Raw genomic sequence first — 19963 nt, forward strand, 5'->3', positions numbered from 1 at the left:
TCCTTTGCCCATGCCCGCTTCTGAATTATCAGGAGGAAGAGTAGGGAATCGGATACCCAATCTGGTGTCGAGTTCAGGCTCCCCATTTAGATTTCATGTATCGGCAGGAACACTAAAGGCAATGATGCATTAACCTCTTCAAAGCGGGGGTATGCTCTGTAGTATTCGTGCTGTCGTTGAGTCGAGTATTCCATTGAAGAGGCTGGAATGTACTGACTGAAATTTTCGAATAATTAGGGACCCTGCATCTTCGGTGGTACTTTCGGAAATTACGGATTATTTCTTGGTGGGGTGCCGAAATGATGCGGGAATTGTCTGGGAAATAAGCACCGTGTTGTCCGGCAAGTATTTTTTGCAAATTATTGAAATTTCTCACTTAAGCGTATAAATTTTTAAAAATTTCTGCAATATATTCATGCACCTGCAGGAAACAATCAGTTTGGGGAGCTGGTCTATATGGGTTATTGTGCGTTCACCTCTTCAGTAAACCCTCGTATCGGCACCATGGTCTCTCAGAACCCACCCGTACCACCTGCCCGCAGTACATCCGATGGCAATATGCACACACTCTGCATGCGCACACTCTGCACAGGCAGCCCCGGCAAAAACAGTCAGCACCGACCGGCAGTGCCCATCCACCTGTAGGGTAGGCCCACCTGCGTGAGCTAGCCCCCTCAAAACCACTCCCGTACCCCGCCAGAAGCCCCGAAACCGTGCCTAAAACGCTTCGAACAGCTCATCTGTTCTCTTGATGGCGAACAGACGCCCATCAGCCCGCCCTTTCAGCCGCGCTCAACGTACTCTTGTATCAATAGGAAAATGCAAGGAGTGCGTAAATGTTTGAACGCTTTACCGATCGAGCTCGGCGCGTTGTGGTGCTTGCCCAGGAAGAGGCACGCATGCTCAACCACAACTACATCGGTACCGAACACCTTCTGCTCGGTCTGATTCACGAGGGCGAAGGCATCGGTGCCCGCGCCCTGGAATCATTGGGCGTTACCCTGAACGCAGTACGTGAACAGGTTCAGGACATCGTCGGCCCCGGCCCCCAGGCACCTAACGGCCACATCCCCTTTACCCCTCGCGCGAAGAAGGTTCTCGAACTGTCCATGCGCGAGGCTATTCAGCTGAACCATGGCTACATCGGCACCGAACACATCCTGCTGGGCATGGTTCGTGCCAACGAGGGCGTGGCAAACCAGGTGCTGGTCAAGCTGGGCGCTGAACCCGCAGCCGTGCGCCAGGCTGTGATGGACCTGATTTCCGGCTACCCCGGCAACAACTCCGGTGATAAGGAAACCGCCGGCGTGGGTGCAGGTAACTCTCGCGAAGGCACTCCCGCGGGTTCGACCATCCTGGATCAGTTCGGCCGCAACCTCACCGCGGCAGCACGTGAGGGCGAGCTGGACCCGGTCATCGGCCGCCACAAGGAGATGGAACGTGTCATGCAGGTCCTCTCCCGCCGTACCAAGAACAACCCTGTGTTGATTGGTGAGCCCGGCGTCGGTAAGACCGCGGTCGTGGAGGGCCTGGCACAGGCTATCGTGCACGGTGACGTCCCCGAGACCCTCAAGGACAAGCACCTGTACACCCTGGACCTCGGCTCCCTGGTTGCAGGTTCGCGCTACCGCGGTGACTTCGAAGAGCGCCTGAAGAAGGTCCTGAAGGAAATTCGCTCCCGCGGTGACATCATCCTGTTCATCGATGAGATCCACACCCTCGTCGGTGCAGGTGCCGCAGAGGGCGCGATTGACGCTGCCTCCATCCTCAAGCCCATGCTGGCTCGAGGCGAACTGCAGACCATCGGTGCAACCACCCTGGACGAGTACCGTAAACACATTGAGAAGGACGCGGCCCTGGAGCGCCGCTTCCAGCCGATTCAGGTTGAGGAGCCCTCTCAGGAGCTCGCCGTGCAGATTCTCAAGGGTGTGCGTGATAAGTACGAGGCACACCACCGCGTCACCATTACCGACGAGGCAATCGAGACTGCCGTGAATCTTGCGGCACGCTACATCTCTGACCGCTTCCTGCCGGATAAGGCTGTCGATCTGATTGACGAGGCGGGCGCACGTCTGCGCATCAAGCGCATGACCGCACCTCCGGAGATCAAGCTGCTCGACGAGAAGGCTGCCAAGTTGCGCCAGCAGAAGGAAGACGCCATCAACTCCCAGGATTACGAGAAGGCTGCAGGCCTGCGTGATCAGGAGCAGAAGGTCCTGGCTGAGAAGGAAGAAGCCGAGAAGGCATGGCACGAAGGTGGCGACGCATTCGGCACCGTGACCCCCGAGGTTATTTCTGAGGTTCTGGCCGCTTCCACCGGTGTTCCCGTCTACAAGATCACCGAGGAAGAGTCCAGCCGCCTGTTGACCATGGAGCAGGAGCTCCACAAGCGCGTCATCGGCCAGGAGCACGCTATCGCGGCGCTGTCCCGCGCTATCCGTCGTACCCGCGCAGGTCTGAAGGACCCGCGCCGCCCTGGTGGTTCGTTCATTTTCGCCGGCCCGACCGGTGTGGGTAAGACCGAGCTTGCTAAGGCACTTGCTGAGTTCCTGTTCGGCGATGAGGATTCGCTCATCACCCTGGATATGTCCGAGTACCAGGAGAAGCACACCGTCTCCCGTCTGTTCGGTGCGCCTCCCGGCTACGTCGGCTACGATGAGGGCGGCCAGCTGACCGAGAAGGTCCGCCGTAAGCCCTTCTCCGTGGTCCTGTTCGACGAAGTGGAGAAGGCTCACGCCGACCTGTTCAACTCGTTGCTGCAGATTCTGGAAGACGGTCGCCTGACCGACTCGCAGGGTCGCGTGGTGGACTTCAAGAACACCGTCATCATCATGACCACCAATCTGGGATCGCGTGACGTGAACCGCCGCATCCCGGTCGGTTTCCAGGCGATGGACGACGCAACCGCCGACTACGAGCGTATGCAGTCGCGTGTGATGGAGAACCTCAAGGAACACTTCCGCCCCGAGTTCCTCAACCGTGTGGACGACATCATTGTCTTCCCGCAGCTCTCCGAGTCTGAGATTCTGCAGATTGTGGACCTGTTCGTGGGTCGCCTGGCTAAGCGTCTGGCGGAGCAGGATATGTCTATTGAGCTGACCAATGCTGCGAAGGTTCTCATGGCCACTAAGGGTTACGACCCGTCCATGGGTGCTCGCCCGTTGCGCCGCGAGATGCAGCGCAACATTGAGGATGCACTCTCCGAGAAGATCCTCTTCGGTGAGATCAAGCCCGGTGAGAAAATCACCGTGGATGCTGAGGGCGAGGGCGACTCCGCGAAGTTCGTTTTCTCTTCTCAGCCGATGAAGGAGCTGGCTCTGGATTCGGTGCAGGAGCTGAACGAAGCGGACGCTCCTGCAGCTGAAGCACCTGCAACTGATATTCAGGACGAGGACTAGGCTCTGTGTAGCTAAGTTCTAGCGTACTAAACGACTGTGGGGCGGTACCGGAATTATCCGGTACCGCCCCACAGTCGTTTTCTGTCTTCTCAAGGAGAAGCTCCACTCAGATGATTCCTAGAGCGAGATGAGCACTGTATCGCCCTGGGCGACCTCGCGTGCCAGAGAGTCCGCTAGCAGCCCCGCGTAGCAGCGCTGCAGCTGTTCGGCGGCGGGGGAGAGCGCATACAACGCCTTGAGTGGGTGGTGCACCGCGGCGGGTGCATCCGAGGGGAACGCCAAGTCAGGCGAAGAAGCTGCAGCGGGTGAAGAGGCCGTGTCGCCAGCCGAGGCTACACCCGCACCCAGGATGAGCTCGCGATCCACCGGCTCATGCGCCGCACGCAACACCGCCATAACCGCCCCGCGCACCTGACGGTCCGTGCCGTGCCAGCTCTGGCCCTTGGGGGTGTAGTCCGCCTCCGGCTTGCCCGCCGCAACCCAGGCACACAGATCCTCCACGGGGCAGAGCTCGCAGGTTGGGGACTTCGCCGTACAGACCAGCGCACCAAGCTCCATGGTTGCCGCATTCCACAGGCAGGAGGTGGGGGTGTCGGCGGGCATGAGCGCCTCCGCCAGGCGAGTCTCAGCCGCCGTCAACGAACGGGAGGGTAGCGCCTTGCCGGACACGGCGCGCGCATGCACGCGACGGATATTCGTATCAATGACCGTGGCGCGCAGACCAAACGCGAACACGCTAATCGCCGCCGCCGTGTAAGAACCTACGCCCGGCAGAGCCAGTAGCGCCTCATAGTCGGCGGGAACTTCACCGCTGTGCTGCTCCACAATCGCGACAGCGGTACCGTGCAGACGCTGCGCACGGCGCGGGTAACCCAGGCGGCCCCAGGCGCGCACCGCCTCCGATGCGGGCTCGGCGGCAAGGTCGGCGGGGGTGGGCCAGCGGCGCATCCACTCCTCCCACACGGGTAGCACGCGCTTGACGGGGGTCTGCTGCAGCATGAATTCGCTGACCATCACTCCCCAGGGGGTGCACTCGTCACGACGCCACGGCAAATCGCGTGCCTGGTTGAGGAACCACTGGTTGATTCGGTGGTGGAGTGCTTTGATGTTCGTGTCTTCAGGCAGGGTAGGTTCGGGGCACGTGCGTGTGGTGCGTTTGGGCTCTGAGGTCATCCGAAAAGCCTACGCCACAGAATATATATTCCCAAAATTGCATGAACAGAGTTCACTGTGAATCTCAAGGTTAAACCCGGTATCCTAGAGGTATGTCTGAAAATGGTCCCGTTCTGCCTCCCGAAGTGTACCGTCGTCGTCGTATCGTGGCGGTTATTGCTCTGCTCGCTATTATTTTGCTGCTGGTTGCTGGCGTGACCTCCATGATCGGCATGATTAACGGCAAGAAGGACGCCACTGTAGCCTCTACTGCGACGCCTTCCGGTGCGCCCTTCCAGAGCTTCAGTGCTCGCCCTACAGAAACTGCTTCGGCTACCCCGTCCACTAGTGCGACTGCCTCTGCAACTAGTGCGACTGCCTCTGCAACCGCGTCTGCTTCGGCTACTGCTTCGGTAACCCCCTCGGTGACCGCTTCTGCGGCACCCACTGCAAGCGTGACCACCCCCGCACCGGTCCCTTCGGTGACCACTGCGGCTGCTGTTGCGGCCTGCACCGCGAACGACCTGAAGGTGACCGTCACCCCCGCGAAGCATACCTTCGCAGCCGGTGAGCAGGTGTCCTTCCACGTGACCTACACGAACTCCTCGAAGACCCCCTGCGCTGTCGGTGGCGAGGGCACGAACACCGGTGTGGACCTGAACATCACCTCCGGTGCGGCTCGGGTGTACACCCGTAGCCTGTGCGCGGCGACCACCCTGCCTAAGGCGGACGTGGCTGCAGGCTCTGAGGGTGCGACCGACCTGGCGTGGGACCGTAAGATCAACGTTCTGGGCTGCTCCTCCGCTTCGAATGCTCAGAAGGGTTCTTACTGGGCGACTGCTACGGTGAATGGTGTGACTTCGACTCAAGTGAACTTCGTGATTCAGTAGTTCACGTCTATAGTTTTCACCCCTGTGTGAGTGTGCAAAGCCCCTTCGCTGGATATTTTCCGGCGTGGGGGCTTTAGCTTTTATATGGTTATTACTTGGAGGTGCGAGGTTTGGCGAAGCGGCGCTCGCCCAGGTACCCGAGCAGACTACCGAAAGCGGTCCACTGCAGTGCCGCCAACAGTAGGGTGGGCAGGTCGGTCACCTCAAAAGAATTGGGGATGACCCTGAACCACAGCAGCGGCAAGTAAATCAGGAACAGGATGGGGGATGCCCACACGAAGAACGGAACGGAGCGCTTAGTATACCTGTCGCCTGTCTTCTGACTTACCAGCTTCCACGACATTGCCATACACCCCAACTAAGACTCAATGCAATGGTTGCAGGGCCGCCGAAGCTCCTGAGAGCTACTGGTCCAGCAATACGGATGATGGTACGGGCTGCCAAGCCCCAATTCCATGCAGAAATAGCTACTTTGGTAGCTTGCACAAGTCCAGGAATGCTGAATCCCAGCACATTTTCAATCATGCACCGTGCAAATGAATCTGCGTCTTGAGTCGATTCATCATCGAATGAATCATAATCTTCATTCGTGGAACCAGCAGCCCCATTGAAGGCCAGTGCAAGACGTTCAAAATTGGGCGCCTGAAGGATAAGTCCGTCAGCCTTCAAGTTTTCGTAGTTCACAAAATAGTGACCATTATGCTGGGGAACATAACGAGTGAAAAGAACTTCGAGATCATGTGCAAGCTGCTGCTCGGTAACATTTTCTGCAGTGTAGGCGGAGTGTCCTGCAGAAACAGGTGCGGTCTGGAGGGCAGATGCCGGGGCAACTGCGCTCCCCATCATGAGCGATGCCAGAAAGCCTGCCGTGGCGAGGAAAACAGGCTTCTTGATGTGTGAGGTATGCATGTTAACATCCTTGTCTAGCTGTAACTCCTAAGTGAGTAAGCAATCAATTAGATGAGAAAAAATCTCAACTAGATTGATTGAGACAAGATTACACTTGAGTACAATGTATATTCAATAGGATTTTTTGTAATTTATATCACAATTAATGTTATTTGTTATGCAGTTTTTGGACATTAATGTTGAAGCCCCCGTGCTGGATGTTCTTCCGGCACGGGGGTTTTCATATGAGCTTTTGTTAGAGATACTTCTCCAGGCTGCTCTCCGCCATGCGGGACAGCTGCTCGCGCACCGTGCGGGCACGAGCCTCACCCACACCATCCACGGCACGCAGATCCTCAAGGGACGCCGCCATCAGAGCCTGCAGGCTACCGAAGCGCTCCACCAGACGCTCAGAAATAGCGTTCGGGATGCTCGGAATGCCGGCGAGCAGGCGGAAACCGCGAGGCTGCAAAGGGAGCTCAAGGTCGGGGTTCTCGCCAAAGCCGACAGTGCGGGCAATCGTGCGCAGATCCACGATGTCCATATCGTTCAGGTTCTGAAGCGCCTCAACGCCAGCAGTCATCAGCTCGTCGTTTACCTCGGGCAGATAGTCGCGCAGAATTAGGTCGCTAGCGGTCATCTCGGGGGCGCGTAGCTCCTCCAGCTGCAGGGCAATCAGGCGGCCGTGCACGCCGAGCTCCAGCACGTAGTGGCTGACCTCGCGGATAATGCGGTTCACCATCTCCATGCGCTGCAGGGTCATCGCCACATCGCCCAGGGAAACGTTCGATTCAATCTCCAGGGCAGATAGGCTGGAGAGCACAGAACGCAGGCGCTTCTTATAGCTTTCAAGGGTCTGAATCGCCTGGTTTGCGCGAGCCATCATGTACTGGCTGTCTTCAACCATGTAGCGGGTGCCGTCAACGTACACCGAAATCACGGACATCGACGCGCTTACTGAAATCACCGGGAAACCGGTCTGAATCGCCGTGCGTTCGGCGGTGCGGTGGCGGGTGCCGGACTCGTTCGTGTCAATGGAGGCGTCCGGCATGAGCTGCACGCCGGCGTGCAACAGGCGGGTGGCGTCGCGGTCGCAGATAATAGCGCCATCCATCTTCGCCAGCTCGCGCAGACGGGTTGCCGAGAACTCGGTGTCGATATTGAAACCGCCCGAGGACATGGAAGATACGGTGCGGTCGGATCCGAGGACGATGAGTGCGCCCGTACGGCCACGCATGATGCGTTCCAGACCCTCGCGGAGCTCGGTGCCGGGGGCGATTCGGGCGATAGTTTTAATCAATAGGTCACTATAATTCATCTGCACAAAAAACATTGTACCGTAAGGGTGGTTATTGAGCCAGGTCAGCGGCGGAACGGCGGGCTAAAGTGCCTTAAAAACGAATGGATATTCTCAATATTTATGTGGGAGTGTGCAGGTCTAAACTATCTGCATATAAGAGTAAAAATGTATTCTGTGGTGCCCTATTTCGCCCTGACCAAATACTGCGCACCATATCGTCCCAGACCCTAAAATAGACCCATGACCGCGCGCACGAAAAACACCAAAAACGCACCCGCCTACCGCTGCACCGAATGCGGCTGGACCACCGCCAAATGGGTAGGCCGCTGCGGCCAATGCCAAACCTGGGGCACCGTCGAAGAGGCCGCCGGGGGCACCCGCGCGCGCACTCGCGCCGCATCCAGTGTGCAGAAACCCGCCCAGCCCATCGCAGAAGTCGACTCGCGCGTAGCCGCCTACATGAGCACCGGAAACCCCGAATTTGATCGCGTGCTTGGCGGCGGACTCGTACCCGGTGCGGTCATCCTCATGGCGGGCGAACCCGGCGTGGGTAAATCCACCCTGCTGCTGGACGTCGCCGCCACCTTCGCGCGCGGCACCACCCGGAATGCGGGGCAGAACAACCCGGCACACAACACCCAGCCGCCGCGCCCGGTCCTGTACATTACCGGCGAGGAATCTGCAGCGCAGGTCAAGCTCCGCGCCGACCGCATCCGCGCCATCGCGGACACCCTCTACCTGACCAGCGAAACTGACCTCGGCACCGCCCTGGCGCATATTGAGCAGGTCACCCCCTCCCTGCTGGTCATTGACTCCGTGCAGACCCTCGCCTCCGCTGAAGTTGAGGGTAGCGCCGGTGGCGTGACCCAGGTGCGTGAGGTTGCCGCCTCCGTCATTGCTGCCGCAAAGGAACGCAATATGTGCACTCTGCTCGTGGGTCACGTGACCAAGGAAGGTACCATTGCGGGTCCGCGCCTACTCGAACACCTGGTGGACGTGGTCTGCCAGTTCGAGGGCGATAAGCACTCGAATATCCGTATGCTACGCGCTATCAAGAACCGCTTCGGACCCACCGACGAGGTCGGTTGCTTCGATATGGACGAAGACGGTATCGCGCCGGTGCTGGACCCCTCCGGCATGTTCGTCTCCAGCACTCCGCACCCCGTACCCGGTACCTGCGTGACCGTCACAATGGAGGGCCGCCGACCCCTGCTCGCGGAGGTGCAGGCCCTGCTGGATCAGGCGGTGGCACCCGCCCCTCGCCGTACCGTTTCGGGTCTGGATTCGGCGCGTATTCAAATGCTATTGGCGGTGCTACAGCGCCGCGCCGGGCTGAATGTGGGCAAGCTCGACTGCTACGTTTCTACCGTGGGTGGCGCAAAGATTACCGAACCCGCCGCTGACCTGGCCTGCGTGATGGCGTTGGCTTCAGCGGCCCAGAATAAGCCGCTCCCGCGTAAGCTCGCGGTCTTTGGCGAAGTCGGTCTGGCCGGTGAGGTGCGCGCCGTGCCGGGCATCCGCCAGCGTATTGCGGAAGTGGGCCGACTGGGCTTCACACACGTGCTGGTGCCAGCCTCCCCGGCAGGCGTAGGGGATGTACCCGAAGGTGTCACCGTACGTGAGGTAACCACCCTGGGTGAGGCGTTGGCTCTGCTCTTCCCGCAGAAATAAAACACTCTAAAAATAGCAAGAAAGGGGGCTCCCGGCTGGCGTCATGCCCTCGGGAGCCCCTCTGTGGGAAATACCGCTAAGAGCGGCTCTCCTCCTCGTTCTCATGCAGCATAATGTTGATCGAACGGGTATTCAGATTATTCGTGTGGTGGGCGTTGACCGCGCTATCGGCTGTGTCGTTAACCACCATCAGGTCGTCCACGTCAGTATCAACAATTGGGATGGCCGAGGTGCGCGGCGCATGCTGTGTGACCGCCTCGCCCAGGGGTACCAGAACATCGACAGCGTCCTTGTGTGACATGCCAGTGGCCTCCATAAAGTCGACCACAATCAGACGAAGCATCAGCACTAGCGACTCACCCTCAAAGGTTTCCACACCCATCGCACGCGGCTCAAGGGTGCCTGCGAGCTTCACCATGCGTTTGCGGGCTTCCATCATGTAGTGTTCGCGTTCGCCTTCGGTCGGGGCAGACATACCCAAGCCGAGACTCTGCGCCGCGAGCGATAGCTCAGCCAGTGCGTCACTGAGCGAAATCTGCGCGGCGGTGCGCAGTTGCACGTGGCGAATCGTGGACGCCATACGGCGGTTGAGGACGCGATCGTTACGAATTGCCAAATCCACCGCGGCTAGGGTCTTCGACAAGCGCGCCAGCTCGCCTTTGCTTTTACGGCTATTCCAGGACAGCTCGCTCATACCCTGCGCAGTAATTAGATCGCCACGGCAGCTATCGTAGAGCGGCTGCAGAGCGCGCGCGTCGAGTAGGCTCTGGTACGCCTTGTCGTAGTTGTAGTAGCGGATTGCCTCAGAGGAAAGAGCGAAAACCTTTGCGAAAGCATCCATCAGAGTCATAGCGCGGGCACGCGGGTTCTTACGCGGATCACGCGGCATCAGATACATGGCAAGGAACGCGAAGGCACCACCGACAATGCCGTCAAAACTGCGGGTGAACGCGTCATCAGGCACCGGTAGCAGTAATACAAAACACGCCTGGAAGCTGAGCTGAATCGTAAAAATAATGCCCTTATCAATAAATCGGGCAATAATCACGGATAAGAACAGCACGACCGCCGCCTGCCAGGTGCCGTGACCAAGCAGAATCAGCAGAAGGTCACCGATAAGAATACCGAGGGTTACGCCGAAGGAAACCTCAAGGATTCGGCGGGAATGCTTAGCGCCGCTCACATAGCCTAGGGACACGAGGGCAGAAACCGCCGCGAAAATAGGCTCTTGATGGCCCAGGACGCGTTCAGAGAAAAGCCAAGCACCCATAGACGCCGCAACAATCTGCACAGACTGAAAGAAGTCTGCTTGGACTCGATGAATACCCTCACGAATGAACTGACGGGTATTCTGTTCAGTAGTGCGTAGAATCTCTGCGAAGCGTGCCATGAGCACCATCATACCGGCGTGTGTGCGGTGCACAAGGGGCTAGGACAGTGTCGGGCTCAACTGTGAGAGAGTCCGCGCACTGTACCCGCTCTGGAGCCGTATTTTTTCGAGGAAACTTAGCCCCGAACCGCTACTTGAGCCTCCCGTTACACAACCTAGCTGCGGAGGCGGCGAGCCACCCTCGCTAGCAGGCCCGGCTGGGCAGGGTGTGGCTGTGCGGGTGCTTCGGAAGATGACTCAGGCTCAACGGTGACGGGGTGTGTTTCTTCGGCGCCGTGTGCGCCGTGAATACCCTGCGTGCTGTGCCCGCCACCGATTGCGCAGGCATGTTCGAGCTGTCGGCGGTGCTCAGCGTCCCAGGAGTGCGCTCGGTCAGACATCGCCCACTCAAACCCCGCGGTGAGGGAGGTTTCGGTGAAGAGATCGCGGGCGGCACGGACGGTTGCACCCAGCGGCTCGGGGAACGCCGGGACCTGCTCCACGGTGGGGAAAGGCGCGGGGGCTTCTACTTCGCCGCGAGTTTCTGCCTTGTCGCGCGCTTCTGCACTAGAGGCAAGAATCTGTGCGAGCAGGTAGGCACGATCAGCCTGCAGAACCTCCACAAGTTCAGCGCGGCGCGCATCCGACGCCACCGCCGCGTGCTGCATGGCAGCGGCAACCATCAGCTCGGGAACACCACCGGCCAACATGCCTAACGGCAGTGTGAAATCACCCAGCCCGTACAGGCTCAGGGCTCCGCCCACACGCATCTGCGTGAAGGCATCCGGCACGAGAGTGAGCACGGGAATACCCGCCGCGGCGGAGAACACCGCCGGGTGGTAGCGGCTGGTCAGCGTGAACGCCGCCCCTCGGTGCACGGTAACGCTCTGGTCTGCGTGCAGAATCGGCAGTAGGGTCGCCGGCGTGGAGGGGCTGAGCTGCTCAGCGATGCGCTGGTGTGCCTGAATATCGCCGCTTTCGGGGTTCTGTGGGTCGCCAAAATGGCTCAGGAATACGGGGGCGTAGCCGTGCTCTCGCCACATGCTATCGAGCAGATGCGCAATCTGCTGCGCCTGCTGTTCGGTGCACTCGTTGACGGTGACGCACACGTAGAGCTCAGGTAGCTTATCCAGTATCTGACTTGAGGAAATGCCTTTCGCATAGTGCAGGGTACGCGCCGGGGAAGCCACCAGGTAGTCGGTAGCATCGTCCACGCTCAGGCGTGCGTCAATACCCCGCTCACGGCACCAGACGAGGGAAGAATGTTCGCGCATCGTCACCGAACGGGCGGTGCGCAGCATGCGCTCCAGGATGCGGGCATCCTCGGGGCTGAGCACTGGACCCAAGGATTGGCCGGTCACATGCACAGGTACGCCAGCATGCTCGGCGGCACGCACCGCAGCGGCGCGTTCATAGAGGAGCCACCCGTAGCGAGAATTGAGATTCCCTCCGCCGGAAATAACCACCGCGTCCATAGTTGCGATAGAATCCGCAAATTCCACCATCCGCTCAACGATCTGCTCCAACGGATGCAACACCTCGGGTAGTGCCTGCACCTGCGGCAACGCCACCAGATCGGTGATGGAGGGGCGCTCCCGATCGGCGTGCAGCTGTACCAGGACGCACTCGAGCGCCGCGATGGTCAGCTCGCGTTCAGCCGGCGCCCAGGGGAAGAGGAGAAACGGCAGGTACCCGTAGGGGGTGCCTACATCCTGCGCAAAGGGCTCACCAATGTAGCGCGCCGAATGCCCCACATCGCGGGTCATGAGGGTGACCGCTGCGCCGCCTTCTGCGAGGGCCTGGGCACTCGCGATGGTCATAGCTTCATCACCGACGTGGTAGGTATGCTGGCCAATATCGCCAATGACGAGTACGCGCGGTGCTGTAGAAGAATGATTATTCTCTGTCATGGCTATGCGTCCTTCGCGCTGGTAGAACCAGTCTGGGTGCTACCACCAGCGCGGTGGCCCTGGGAACGAGAAGACAGAGAATAAGAAGCCAGGGAACGCTTCGCCAAGGAACGCAACACGCGGCCCGGAGCACGCAGGTGCTTGAGAACCTTCAGGCGCTCCTCAATAGAGTGCTGGCGGGTCTCAATAACCTGCTGACGAGCCTCGATACGTCCCAGGCGGTGCTCAATTGAACGCAGAATATCCAGGGATTCGCGGGTCAGATCGTGCCCGTCAATCACGCGGCGCTCCAGGTCAGCCGCTAAATGCGCCTGGTACAGGTACGCACCCGGTCGGGCACCTGCCTGCAGATCCTCGCGGATAGCGCGGGCGCGCACCAGTGAATCGAAGCGGGCGTGATCAGCCTGACGCTTCACGCTATTCGCCTCGGCACCCTCCGCGTCGGGGCGCAGCGACCAGTACGCCAGTGGCTCATCCACCAGCAGAATATCCGCAACAGAGGCGGCACGCATGTTGAACTCCCAGTCGCCGACCACCGGCAGGGACTCGTCGTAGAAACCAACTAGCTCGTGCAGACTACGGCGGTAGAGAATACCAATCGGCACGGTACGGTTCGTGCGGAACAGGAACTGTAAACCTACGCTGGGCAGGCTGTCGTGGAAAATACGCTCTTCGTACACCTCGAACTCGCCGTCGGCATTCTCGCGTTCGTACCGCTCCACAATGCGGGTGGTGCACATGAGCGCGCCGCTTTCTTCGAGCGCCGCGACAGTGCGTTCCAGGAACTCGGGCGCCCACAGGTCGTCGTCATCGTGAATCGCCACGTACTTGGAGACGGTTGCCGTCAAACCGGCGTTGGATGCCGCCTCCATGTTGCCGCCGGCGGTCAGCAGCTGTACGTGACCGGAATCCAGCGGGGATTCCTCAATGACGGCGCGGGCTGCCTGCTCGTCGCCTCCATCGTTAATCACGCAGACCGTGTAGTCGGTGAAGGTCTGCTGCGCAATGTTCTCCAATGCGCGGCTCAAGAAGCGGGGACGGTCCTTCGTGCGGACCAGAATAGCTACGGTAGGGGAAGACATAACCACAATCAGTCGAGGGTGAATGGGCCCATGCTAGCCCAGGAACTCAACCCATTATGAAGGTGTGCACTGTTCAGACTCAACCCGCCGCCCGTCCACGCTGCAACAGCATGCATGCAGAGGCATGCGCCGCCCCTAAAAATTAGCTGATGGACTGTAGCGCCACCATTGCCAGCACCCCAAGCACAAAGCATGCCGGAATGGTTACTAGCCACACCAGAAGAATCTGCAGAACAATCCTGGACTTCAACGCGTTAAAACGCTGGTTCACGCCCGCACCGAGCGCCGATGCAGTCGCCAGGTGCGAGGAGGAAAACGGCACCTGCAGCAGGAAGTAGCCGAGCACCTGCACCACCGCGGTCGTGCCCTGAGCGACCGCGCCACGGAACGGATCCAGGCGCACCATCTTGTAGGCGAAGGTGTAGCCGATGCGGCGACCACCGGTCAGCGTACCCGCACCCAGGCTGAGGGCAATAATGAGGGTGCCCAGCAGCATCCCGCCCCCGGTGAGGGCTTGAATCAGCGCCGGATTAGTGATGCGTTCGCTCAGTAGCGCCCACAGCAGCAGGTACAGGTAGCCAGTCTGCAGGCCGTGCAGCAGCGAAATCGCGGAGGCAGACACCGCCAGTACCTCGCGGGCTCGCTGATTCACGAGGCGCGGGTTGTGGCCGACCACGAGCCGGTAGAACGGCACCACCATCAGCCAGGACAGCAGAAAAATGAGCGGCGGAAGGTAGAAGAGCGGTAGCAGAGTCGCCCCAAAGATATGCGGCAGGAATGCGAGGGAACCGAACCCTTCGGCGGCGCTGTCGATCTTCGTCTGGGTCCACCAGCTCACACCGGCGAGGGCACCGATCAGCGCGTGGGTCGAGGAGGACGGAAAACGCAAAAACCAGGTGAGCACACCCCAAATAGCGCAGACCAGCAGCGCAGCAACAATGCCGTTCAGGCCTGTGATGCCCTCCGGGGCGCTTACCCACGAGGCGGAATACTCGCCGAGTAGCAGGAACGCACCGAGCACGCCGAGCACGTTGAAGAGCGCGGCAAGGTACGTGGCGGAGTGCTCGCCAAGGGCGCGGGTACGCACCGGAACAGCGACGGAGTTGGAGGCATCGTGCACACCGGTAACGTAGACCGCGGCAATGAAAGCGCAGCAGGCTAGAAGACCCAGGAGCATTAGGATTCCTGAACGATAATGCGGCCGATCTCGGCGGACACATCGCGCATAGAGTTGGAGGCGGCGGTCAGCTGCGCCAGGAAGGTGGCGTAGCGGCGGTACCGTTCGGGGGTGTAGCGTTCGGCAATGTACGCATCGTATTCTTCGGCGGTTCGTAGCGCCTGGCGGGAGATGCGCAGCATGTCCATCCAGTAGTTATCGAGGCCGCGAATATCGGCAAGTTTGGGGATGACGGCGGCTGTCAGCACCGCCTGACGCTGAATGATGTCCAGGATTGAGGTGATGTGCGTGGCGAAGCCGTCAATGCTGTGCAGAGACAGCACGTGCGCGGCGCTGGTGAGCTTCTCAACGGCGTTAGTGAGCTTGCGTGCCAGCGTATACAGGTCTTCACGCGGAATCGGCGGGGAGAAGGAGCTACGCACCTCGGTGAGGGTGCGGAATAGCAGGTTCGTGGAGTCTGCCTCGTGGGTGAGCATGCGTTCGAAGAGTTCGGGGTACTCCGCGACGGGGGAGCCGACCATTTCAGAGAGCAATGCCGCAGCCTCACCGACCTGCGCTGAAATTTCAGCGAGGGAGGCGAGGGATTCGTTGGCGTGGGGGAAAAGTCGGTGCAGCATAGTTCCCAGTCTAACCAGTATTGGATGCTGCGGGTGCGCATAGCCCGTGCGTATATCACTAGAGCCCGACCTGCAAATGTTATAGCGCCGAGCTGTTTGCGGTTGCCCGTGAGGATTTTAAGCAAAAAACGGTGGGAATCGATTTCTCGACCCCCACCGGAACGTTGAGGGATGTCGGGTTGGGAGCGCCTCTCGGCGGAAGGCCGCTCGAAGCGGCTAAAGATTTGGAGCCCGGGGCTACCTATTAGCAACCCGACATCTTGTAATTATTATCCACCCGCACCCGGTACAGAGTCAATTAGAAACAGGCTTTTCACGCCTTTGCAACCCAATGTGGAACCTGTGCCAATTTACGGCACGAACCCGCATTTTTAGGCGCCCAAACGCTGAAGAAGACTAGAATATTTTGAGGTTGGTCTGCGATTTTTCCTGCGCAGAATCAGCCTCCGAAGCCCCGTCAGCCTGCTCACCAGCCTCAACGGCGCGCAGCTGGGCGGCGACCGCCTCCAAATCGTGCGCGATCTGCTCCATCTGATGAGCCTGATACGGCAGACGAGCACGACGCTCCACCGCCTCACGCTTCACCTCGTGGCTGCCCAGAACCGCACCATCCTGCCTGGCAGAGCGCGCATAATCGGTGCGAATACCCAACGCCACCACGTGCGCAAAAGCCGCGCAACGTTCCATCGCAATGTCCATATCGCCGGTGTACAGGCCCGCCAGAATCTCATCAATCGTGCGGACCACCTCGTCGGCACTCGGCGGGTCGGGAACACCCGCCACCACGTGTGAACGGTAATCCTCCGCCATGCCCAGCTCAAAAGCACGGCTCACCCCGCGCGGCGAACGATGCACCACATCCCGCAGCCAGTACATACGCCACAGCGCACCAGGCAGGGAGTGGGCGCTCGCCTGCGACCAGAGTTCGGCGAGCATCTCAATACCGTAGTCGTCGGTGAAGCTGACAAGCCGCTCGGTCATCTGTTCGTCGGTGCCGCGTCCACGCATCAGTAGGATGCGTGCGGAGGCGTGCGCCGCCTCTTCGCGTGCGGCGGGGTCCATGCCGCCTTCGTGGCGTTCAAATTTCTTGGCGGAGTAGAGGACGGGGCGGTGGTGGGTGCGGTGTCGGGTGTGCCCGGAGGCGCTGCTTGATGCTGCGGGTGTAGACATAGGATTTTCCAGTGTACCGTTTATTAGCTGGGAGTCGGTAGTGTATAGTATTTCTATCTGCACACTTTCAGTTTTGTGTGGATAGGAGCGCCTTTAGCTCAGTCGGTAGAGCTACGGACTTTTAATCCGCAGGTCGTGGGTTCGAGCCCCACAGGGCGCACTAGCCGATCCGTCGCCTCCCGCTTCGCGGGGGTCGGCGGGTTTTTGCGTCTTCACCCTCATGTTCGGGGTTTTACCCCGTGTCGATTCCGTGTGGATGGGGCGCGTCCTGCCGGTTGGCCTGGCAGTTGTTGATTTGTGTACGTTGACCCGAAAAGATGAGGAAACCCGTGAGCGTCACCATTAAGAACTCCGAAGAAATCACGATTCTTGCCACTGGCGGCACAATCGATAAGTTCTATTCGGTGGCGGGCACCATGGATATTGGAGAGCCTGCCGCTAAGGACCTGCTGGACCGCGTCATCACCGATGTGCGTTTTCACATTCGCCCGCTGATTGGTAAGGACAGCTTGGACATGACCGATGCGGATCGTGCCGAGCTGACCGAGGTGCTGAATGCTGTCACTAACGACCAGGTGCTCATCACTCACGGTACCGACACCATGCCGGAGACCGCACGTTACTTGGTGGAGCACGCCGACCTGGGCGATAAGGTTGTGGTGCTAACCGGTGCGATGCAGCCCGCCGTGATGGCTCGTTCGGATGCCAGCTTCAACCTGGGCGCCGCTATCGCTGCCCTAAACTTGCTGGAGCCTGGCGTGTACATCAGCATGAGCGGTCGTATTTTCCCTGCGGAGAGCGTGCGTAAGGACCGTTCCCGCGGCATTTTCGAGGGCTAAATGGCTGATTCCGCTCGTACGCGGCGGGGCAAACCAGTTTCTGCCGCTGAGCTTGCGCAGGTGGTGGGTTCCTCGGATCTTGTGCCGCAGGAATATATGACTCAGACACAGCTGATGCAGTTGCAGGCCTTGGAGGAGCTGGAACAGCAAGCTGACGAGTTCTGGAATGTCGCCAGTGATTACCCGTTGCCGGCTAAGAACCTGTACCTGGTACGTGTGCTGCTACTGGTTGTACCCTCGCTGATTATTGTTTATTACTTCATCCGTGTCACGCTTTTCCCGATTGGTGCGGTACCGCTGGTCTACCTGGTGATGCACATGTGGCTTGCCATGATTTACCGGGTGAACCGTTCAGTGAAGCTGGTGCTGCTGGCGAATGTTGCTTCCGCGGTTGCTGCTGCGGTGATGACGGCGTTTTTCATCTATGTGTTGGTGGCTCTGCACGGTCCACAGACGTTGCTGGACCGTGTGGACGTGTTCTATGCGGTGAGCCTGCTGACGGTCATGGCGTCCTTTGCTGTGGAGGTTTTATTTTCGCTGTTATATAGCGTGGTGATTCGTAGGAGTCTGCGCCGGAGCAAGCTGGAGAAGCAAACAGGCGCTGAACAATAAAAGTTATGGTCTTGAGGAGTGGCGTTCAATCACCCCAGCGGGTGGGGTGCTCCTTTGTGCATTCACGCCTCTGAGAGGGTGATGACGAGGTAGCGAAAGACAGCGGGCAATGCTTTCCGCGACGCTCAGCTACTACTCAGAAACCCCTCAAGAACGCGTGATACGGTAAGACAGAAACACGACTTGCACCTGCCAGGAGACCACTCATGGGCGCTACACACCTGAACACAGATGCTGCTTCATCCGCAGAACACCCGGATGAAGATATCAGTGTACAGACTCGCTATCAGGCGCCTATCCGCCACGCGACTCCTGCCACGCCGGAGGTGTCCGTTCCGCTGAACGTGCCGCCGGTGGTGACCGGTTCGCATCCGGTTATTTCGGCGACTTCTACCGTCATTATTCAGGAAGGTGCGAACCAGCCGATTGTGGTGCGTACGCATCCGACAGGTCCTCTACCGCCGTTCCCGGGGCAGGGGCAGGTGCCCACTTTTCTACGCACCTACACCGCTAATGAGGTGAATGATCGCAAACAGAAGCTCAAGAAGAACCTGCTGGTCCGCGCCGTTATTTTGTGCATTTTGACCCTGGTTGAGGGTCTCATTATCTCCCAGTACACGCAGCCGTTGGCGATTTGCTTTGGCTTTGTTGCGGCGCTTTACCTGGTGGTTCAGATGTGGCCGCTGATGCACCCTCCGCGTGATTCAGCGGCCACCTCCGTGTATAGCGTTTGGGCTATATGCTCCCTGACTGGGTATGTTGCGGTGGGCTTGGTACTTTCACCGATTACGTTCCTGCTGCTGATGCTTGACTGGGCTGGGGTTTCGATGGGGTTGGATCCTTTGCTGGTTCTCGTCCTTTTGGGTATGGTCTGGTTGAGTGAGATCGGTTTATCCTTGCTGACTATTTACCGCTTCAGTAACTTGCGAATTGCGATGGCGAACCGGACAGATTCTCCGTCGTTATCTAAAAGCATTTCTGCGACGGTGGATCCGTCCACTTCTTCCTAATTTTTTTGAGGCGGTGAGCCCATCGAATACCGCGCCGCCACCCACATTCACACCACGTGCTTGCTCATACATCCTCCGCACACTATCAGCCGACATTCGAAAGATTCCGCCATGTCCGCCGTTGAGCCTTCGCCGCCATTCACTCCGAACACCACGTATCTTACGAAGCCTGCTACCCCGACTCTCGTGTCTGTGGCAGGTTGGGTTTTGCTCGCTATTGCTGTGGGCTGGCTGGTGCTGATTGGGTACACGGGTTTTGTGTATGCGACGACGCAACTGTCGCACCTGTCCACCTGGCGTGCCCAGTCACTGGTGGATGCGCAGGCATACTATCCGGTGCTTTTTCTGATGGTGAGTGCGGTCAGCAACGTAGCCCTGCACGGCTTCTGCCCGGTGGCGTATCTGCGTGGTTACCGTTGGGCGGCGTTGGTGCTGTCAGTAGCGTTGGCGTTGGGCGTGCTGGCTTCTTTGCTGATTATGCTGGCGGTCGCAGCTCTTTTAGGTACTCTGAATGGTGCTCCGAGCCAGGATGTTGAGCTGCTGCTCAGTAGCGCTTCGCCGCTGTACACGCTGGTATATATTGCTGTGCCGTATATGCTGGTGTGTGTTGTGGCGTTGGTGTGGTCGCGCCAGTCGCGTACCTATATGGAGATGCGCCGTGATTGGCGTGTGCGCCGAAGCGAGGATTACCTGATTTAGCGTTATGCTGCCGATGGTGGTGGCATACGTGAGGAAGGAAGCGCATAACAGAACGTACCCCGAAGCAGTCCTTGAATAAGAATAATCCGGAGTACACGCTTTCCGAATACAGCGTGCTGCAACCCTCCGACCAGGCTGAAAACAGCACGGTAGAGAGTAACGCCGCCTCCATAACGTTG

General features: G+C 59.1%; 17 protein-coding genes and 1 tRNA gene. 8 read left to right on the forward strand and 10 right to left on the reverse strand.

The genetic code is table 11. The features are described from left to right. Nucleotides 1-836 precede the first annotated feature (836 nt). A complete protein-coding gene (locus O3648_RS01390; protein WP_279754512.1) occupies nucleotides 837-3398 on the forward strand; it encodes an ATP-dependent Clp protease ATP-binding subunit in 2562 nt (853 codons plus the stop codon). Between the two features lie 117 nt (nucleotides 3399-3515). Here the strand turns inward: O3648_RS01390 and O3648_RS01395 are convergent, their stop codons facing one another. Further along, entirely contained in the window at nucleotides 3516-4571 is a 1056-nt protein-coding gene (locus O3648_RS01395) for an A/G-specific adenine glycosylase (protein WP_371567964.1), read from the reverse strand. A 92-nt stretch (nucleotides 4572-4663) separates the two neighbouring features. Here O3648_RS01395 and O3648_RS01400 point away from each other — a divergent pair, with 92 nt between their 5' ends. Then, nucleotides 4664-5440 (forward strand): hypothetical protein, encoded by a 777-nt coding sequence (locus O3648_RS01400; protein WP_371567966.1) that lies wholly within the window; start codon nucleotides 4664-4666, stop codon nucleotides 5438-5440. A gap of 91 nt (nucleotides 5441-5531) precedes the next feature. On the opposite strand, the gene O3648_RS01405 is transcribed toward O3648_RS01400, so the two are convergent. From O3648_RS01405 to disA, 3 genes are all read right to left on the reverse strand, one after another. Beyond that, nucleotides 5532-5783, reverse strand: coding sequence for a phosphoglycerol transferase (locus tag O3648_RS01405; protein WP_371567968.1), 252 nt, complete (start codon nucleotides 5781-5783; stop codon nucleotides 5532-5534). Continuing rightward, nucleotides 5765-6349, reverse strand: coding sequence for a hypothetical protein (locus O3648_RS01410; RefSeq protein WP_279791135.1), 585 nt, complete (start codon nucleotides 6347-6349; stop codon nucleotides 5765-5767). The genes O3648_RS01405 and O3648_RS01410 overlap by 19 nt, the downstream gene beginning before the upstream one ends. Nucleotides 6350-6584: 235 nt before the next feature. Then, a complete protein-coding gene (disA, locus tag O3648_RS01415; protein WP_279741055.1) occupies nucleotides 6585-7661 on the reverse strand; it encodes a DNA integrity scanning diadenylate cyclase DisA in 1077 nt (358 codons plus the stop codon). A gap of 207 nt (nucleotides 7662-7868) precedes the next feature. On the opposite strand from disA, the gene radA reads away from it, so the two are divergent. Then, nucleotides 7869-9299 (forward strand): DNA repair protein RadA, encoded by a 1431-nt coding sequence (radA, locus tag O3648_RS01420; protein WP_279741053.1) that lies wholly within the window; start codon nucleotides 7869-7871, stop codon nucleotides 9297-9299. A gap of 76 nt (nucleotides 9300-9375) precedes the next feature. On the opposite strand, the gene O3648_RS01425 is transcribed toward radA, so the two are convergent. The 6 genes from O3648_RS01425 to O3648_RS01450 all read right to left on the reverse strand — a co-directional run bounded on the left by O3648_RS01425 (nucleotide 9376) and on the right by O3648_RS01450 (nucleotide 16624). Next, on the reverse strand, nucleotides 9376-10701 hold the full coding sequence (locus tag O3648_RS01425) for an FUSC family protein (RefSeq protein WP_348539263.1): 1326 nt from the start codon (nucleotides 10699-10701) through the stop codon (nucleotides 9376-9378). 143 nt (nucleotides 10702-10844) lie between these two features. Further along, nucleotides 10845-12578: a polysaccharide pyruvyl transferase family protein gene (locus O3648_RS01430; protein WP_371567971.1), complete on the reverse strand. Its 1734-nt coding sequence runs from the start codon at nucleotides 12576-12578 to the stop codon at nucleotides 10845-10847. Nucleotides 12579-12580: 2 nt separating this feature from the next. Then, nucleotides 12581-13660, reverse strand: a complete 1080-nt coding sequence (locus tag O3648_RS01435; protein ID WP_371567973.1) for a glycosyltransferase family 2 protein — start codon at nucleotides 13658-13660, stop codon at nucleotides 12581-12583. A gap of 142 nt (nucleotides 13661-13802) precedes the next feature. After that, entirely contained in the window at nucleotides 13803-14837 is a 1035-nt protein-coding gene (locus tag O3648_RS01440; protein WP_279741046.1) for an inorganic phosphate transporter, read from the reverse strand. Further along, nucleotides 14837-15454: a hypothetical protein gene (locus tag O3648_RS01445; protein WP_012902791.1), complete on the reverse strand. Its 618-nt coding sequence runs from the start codon at nucleotides 15452-15454 to the stop codon at nucleotides 14837-14839. The genes O3648_RS01440 and O3648_RS01445 overlap by 1 nt, the downstream gene beginning before the upstream one ends. 396 nt (nucleotides 15455-15850) lie before the next feature. Continuing rightward, nucleotides 15851-16624, reverse strand: a complete 774-nt coding sequence (locus O3648_RS01450) for a histone acetyltransferase (protein WP_279791131.1) — start codon at nucleotides 16622-16624, stop codon at nucleotides 15851-15853. A gap of 87 nt (nucleotides 16625-16711) precedes the next feature. Here O3648_RS01450 and O3648_RS01455 point away from each other — a divergent pair. From O3648_RS01455 to O3648_RS01475, 5 genes are all read left to right on the forward strand, one after another. Further along, nucleotides 16712-16784: transfer RNA gene (locus O3648_RS01455), tRNA-Lys, on the forward strand. Between the two features lie 169 nt (nucleotides 16785-16953). Continuing rightward, nucleotides 16954-17463: an asparaginase domain-containing protein gene (locus O3648_RS01460; protein WP_279741042.1), complete on the forward strand. Its 510-nt coding sequence runs from the start codon at nucleotides 16954-16956 to the stop codon at nucleotides 17461-17463. Further along, nucleotides 17464-18075, forward strand: coding sequence for an amino acid transporter (locus O3648_RS01465; RefSeq protein WP_371567976.1), 612 nt, complete (start codon nucleotides 17464-17466; stop codon nucleotides 18073-18075). A gap of 206 nt (nucleotides 18076-18281) precedes the next feature. Beyond that, nucleotides 18282-19085, forward strand: coding sequence for an organic solvent tolerance protein OstA (locus O3648_RS01470; protein WP_371567978.1), 804 nt, complete (start codon nucleotides 18282-18284; stop codon nucleotides 19083-19085). A 111-nt stretch (nucleotides 19086-19196) separates the two neighbouring features. Then, a complete protein-coding gene (locus O3648_RS01475; RefSeq protein ID WP_371567981.1) occupies nucleotides 19197-19784 on the forward strand; it encodes a multidrug DMT transporter permease in 588 nt (195 codons plus the stop codon). Nucleotides 19785-19963 lie beyond the last annotated feature (179 nt).

Source organism: Rothia sp. 27098_8_161 (assembly GCF_041432905.1).
GTDB lineage: Bacteria > Actinomycetota > Actinomycetes > Actinomycetales > Micrococcaceae > Rothia.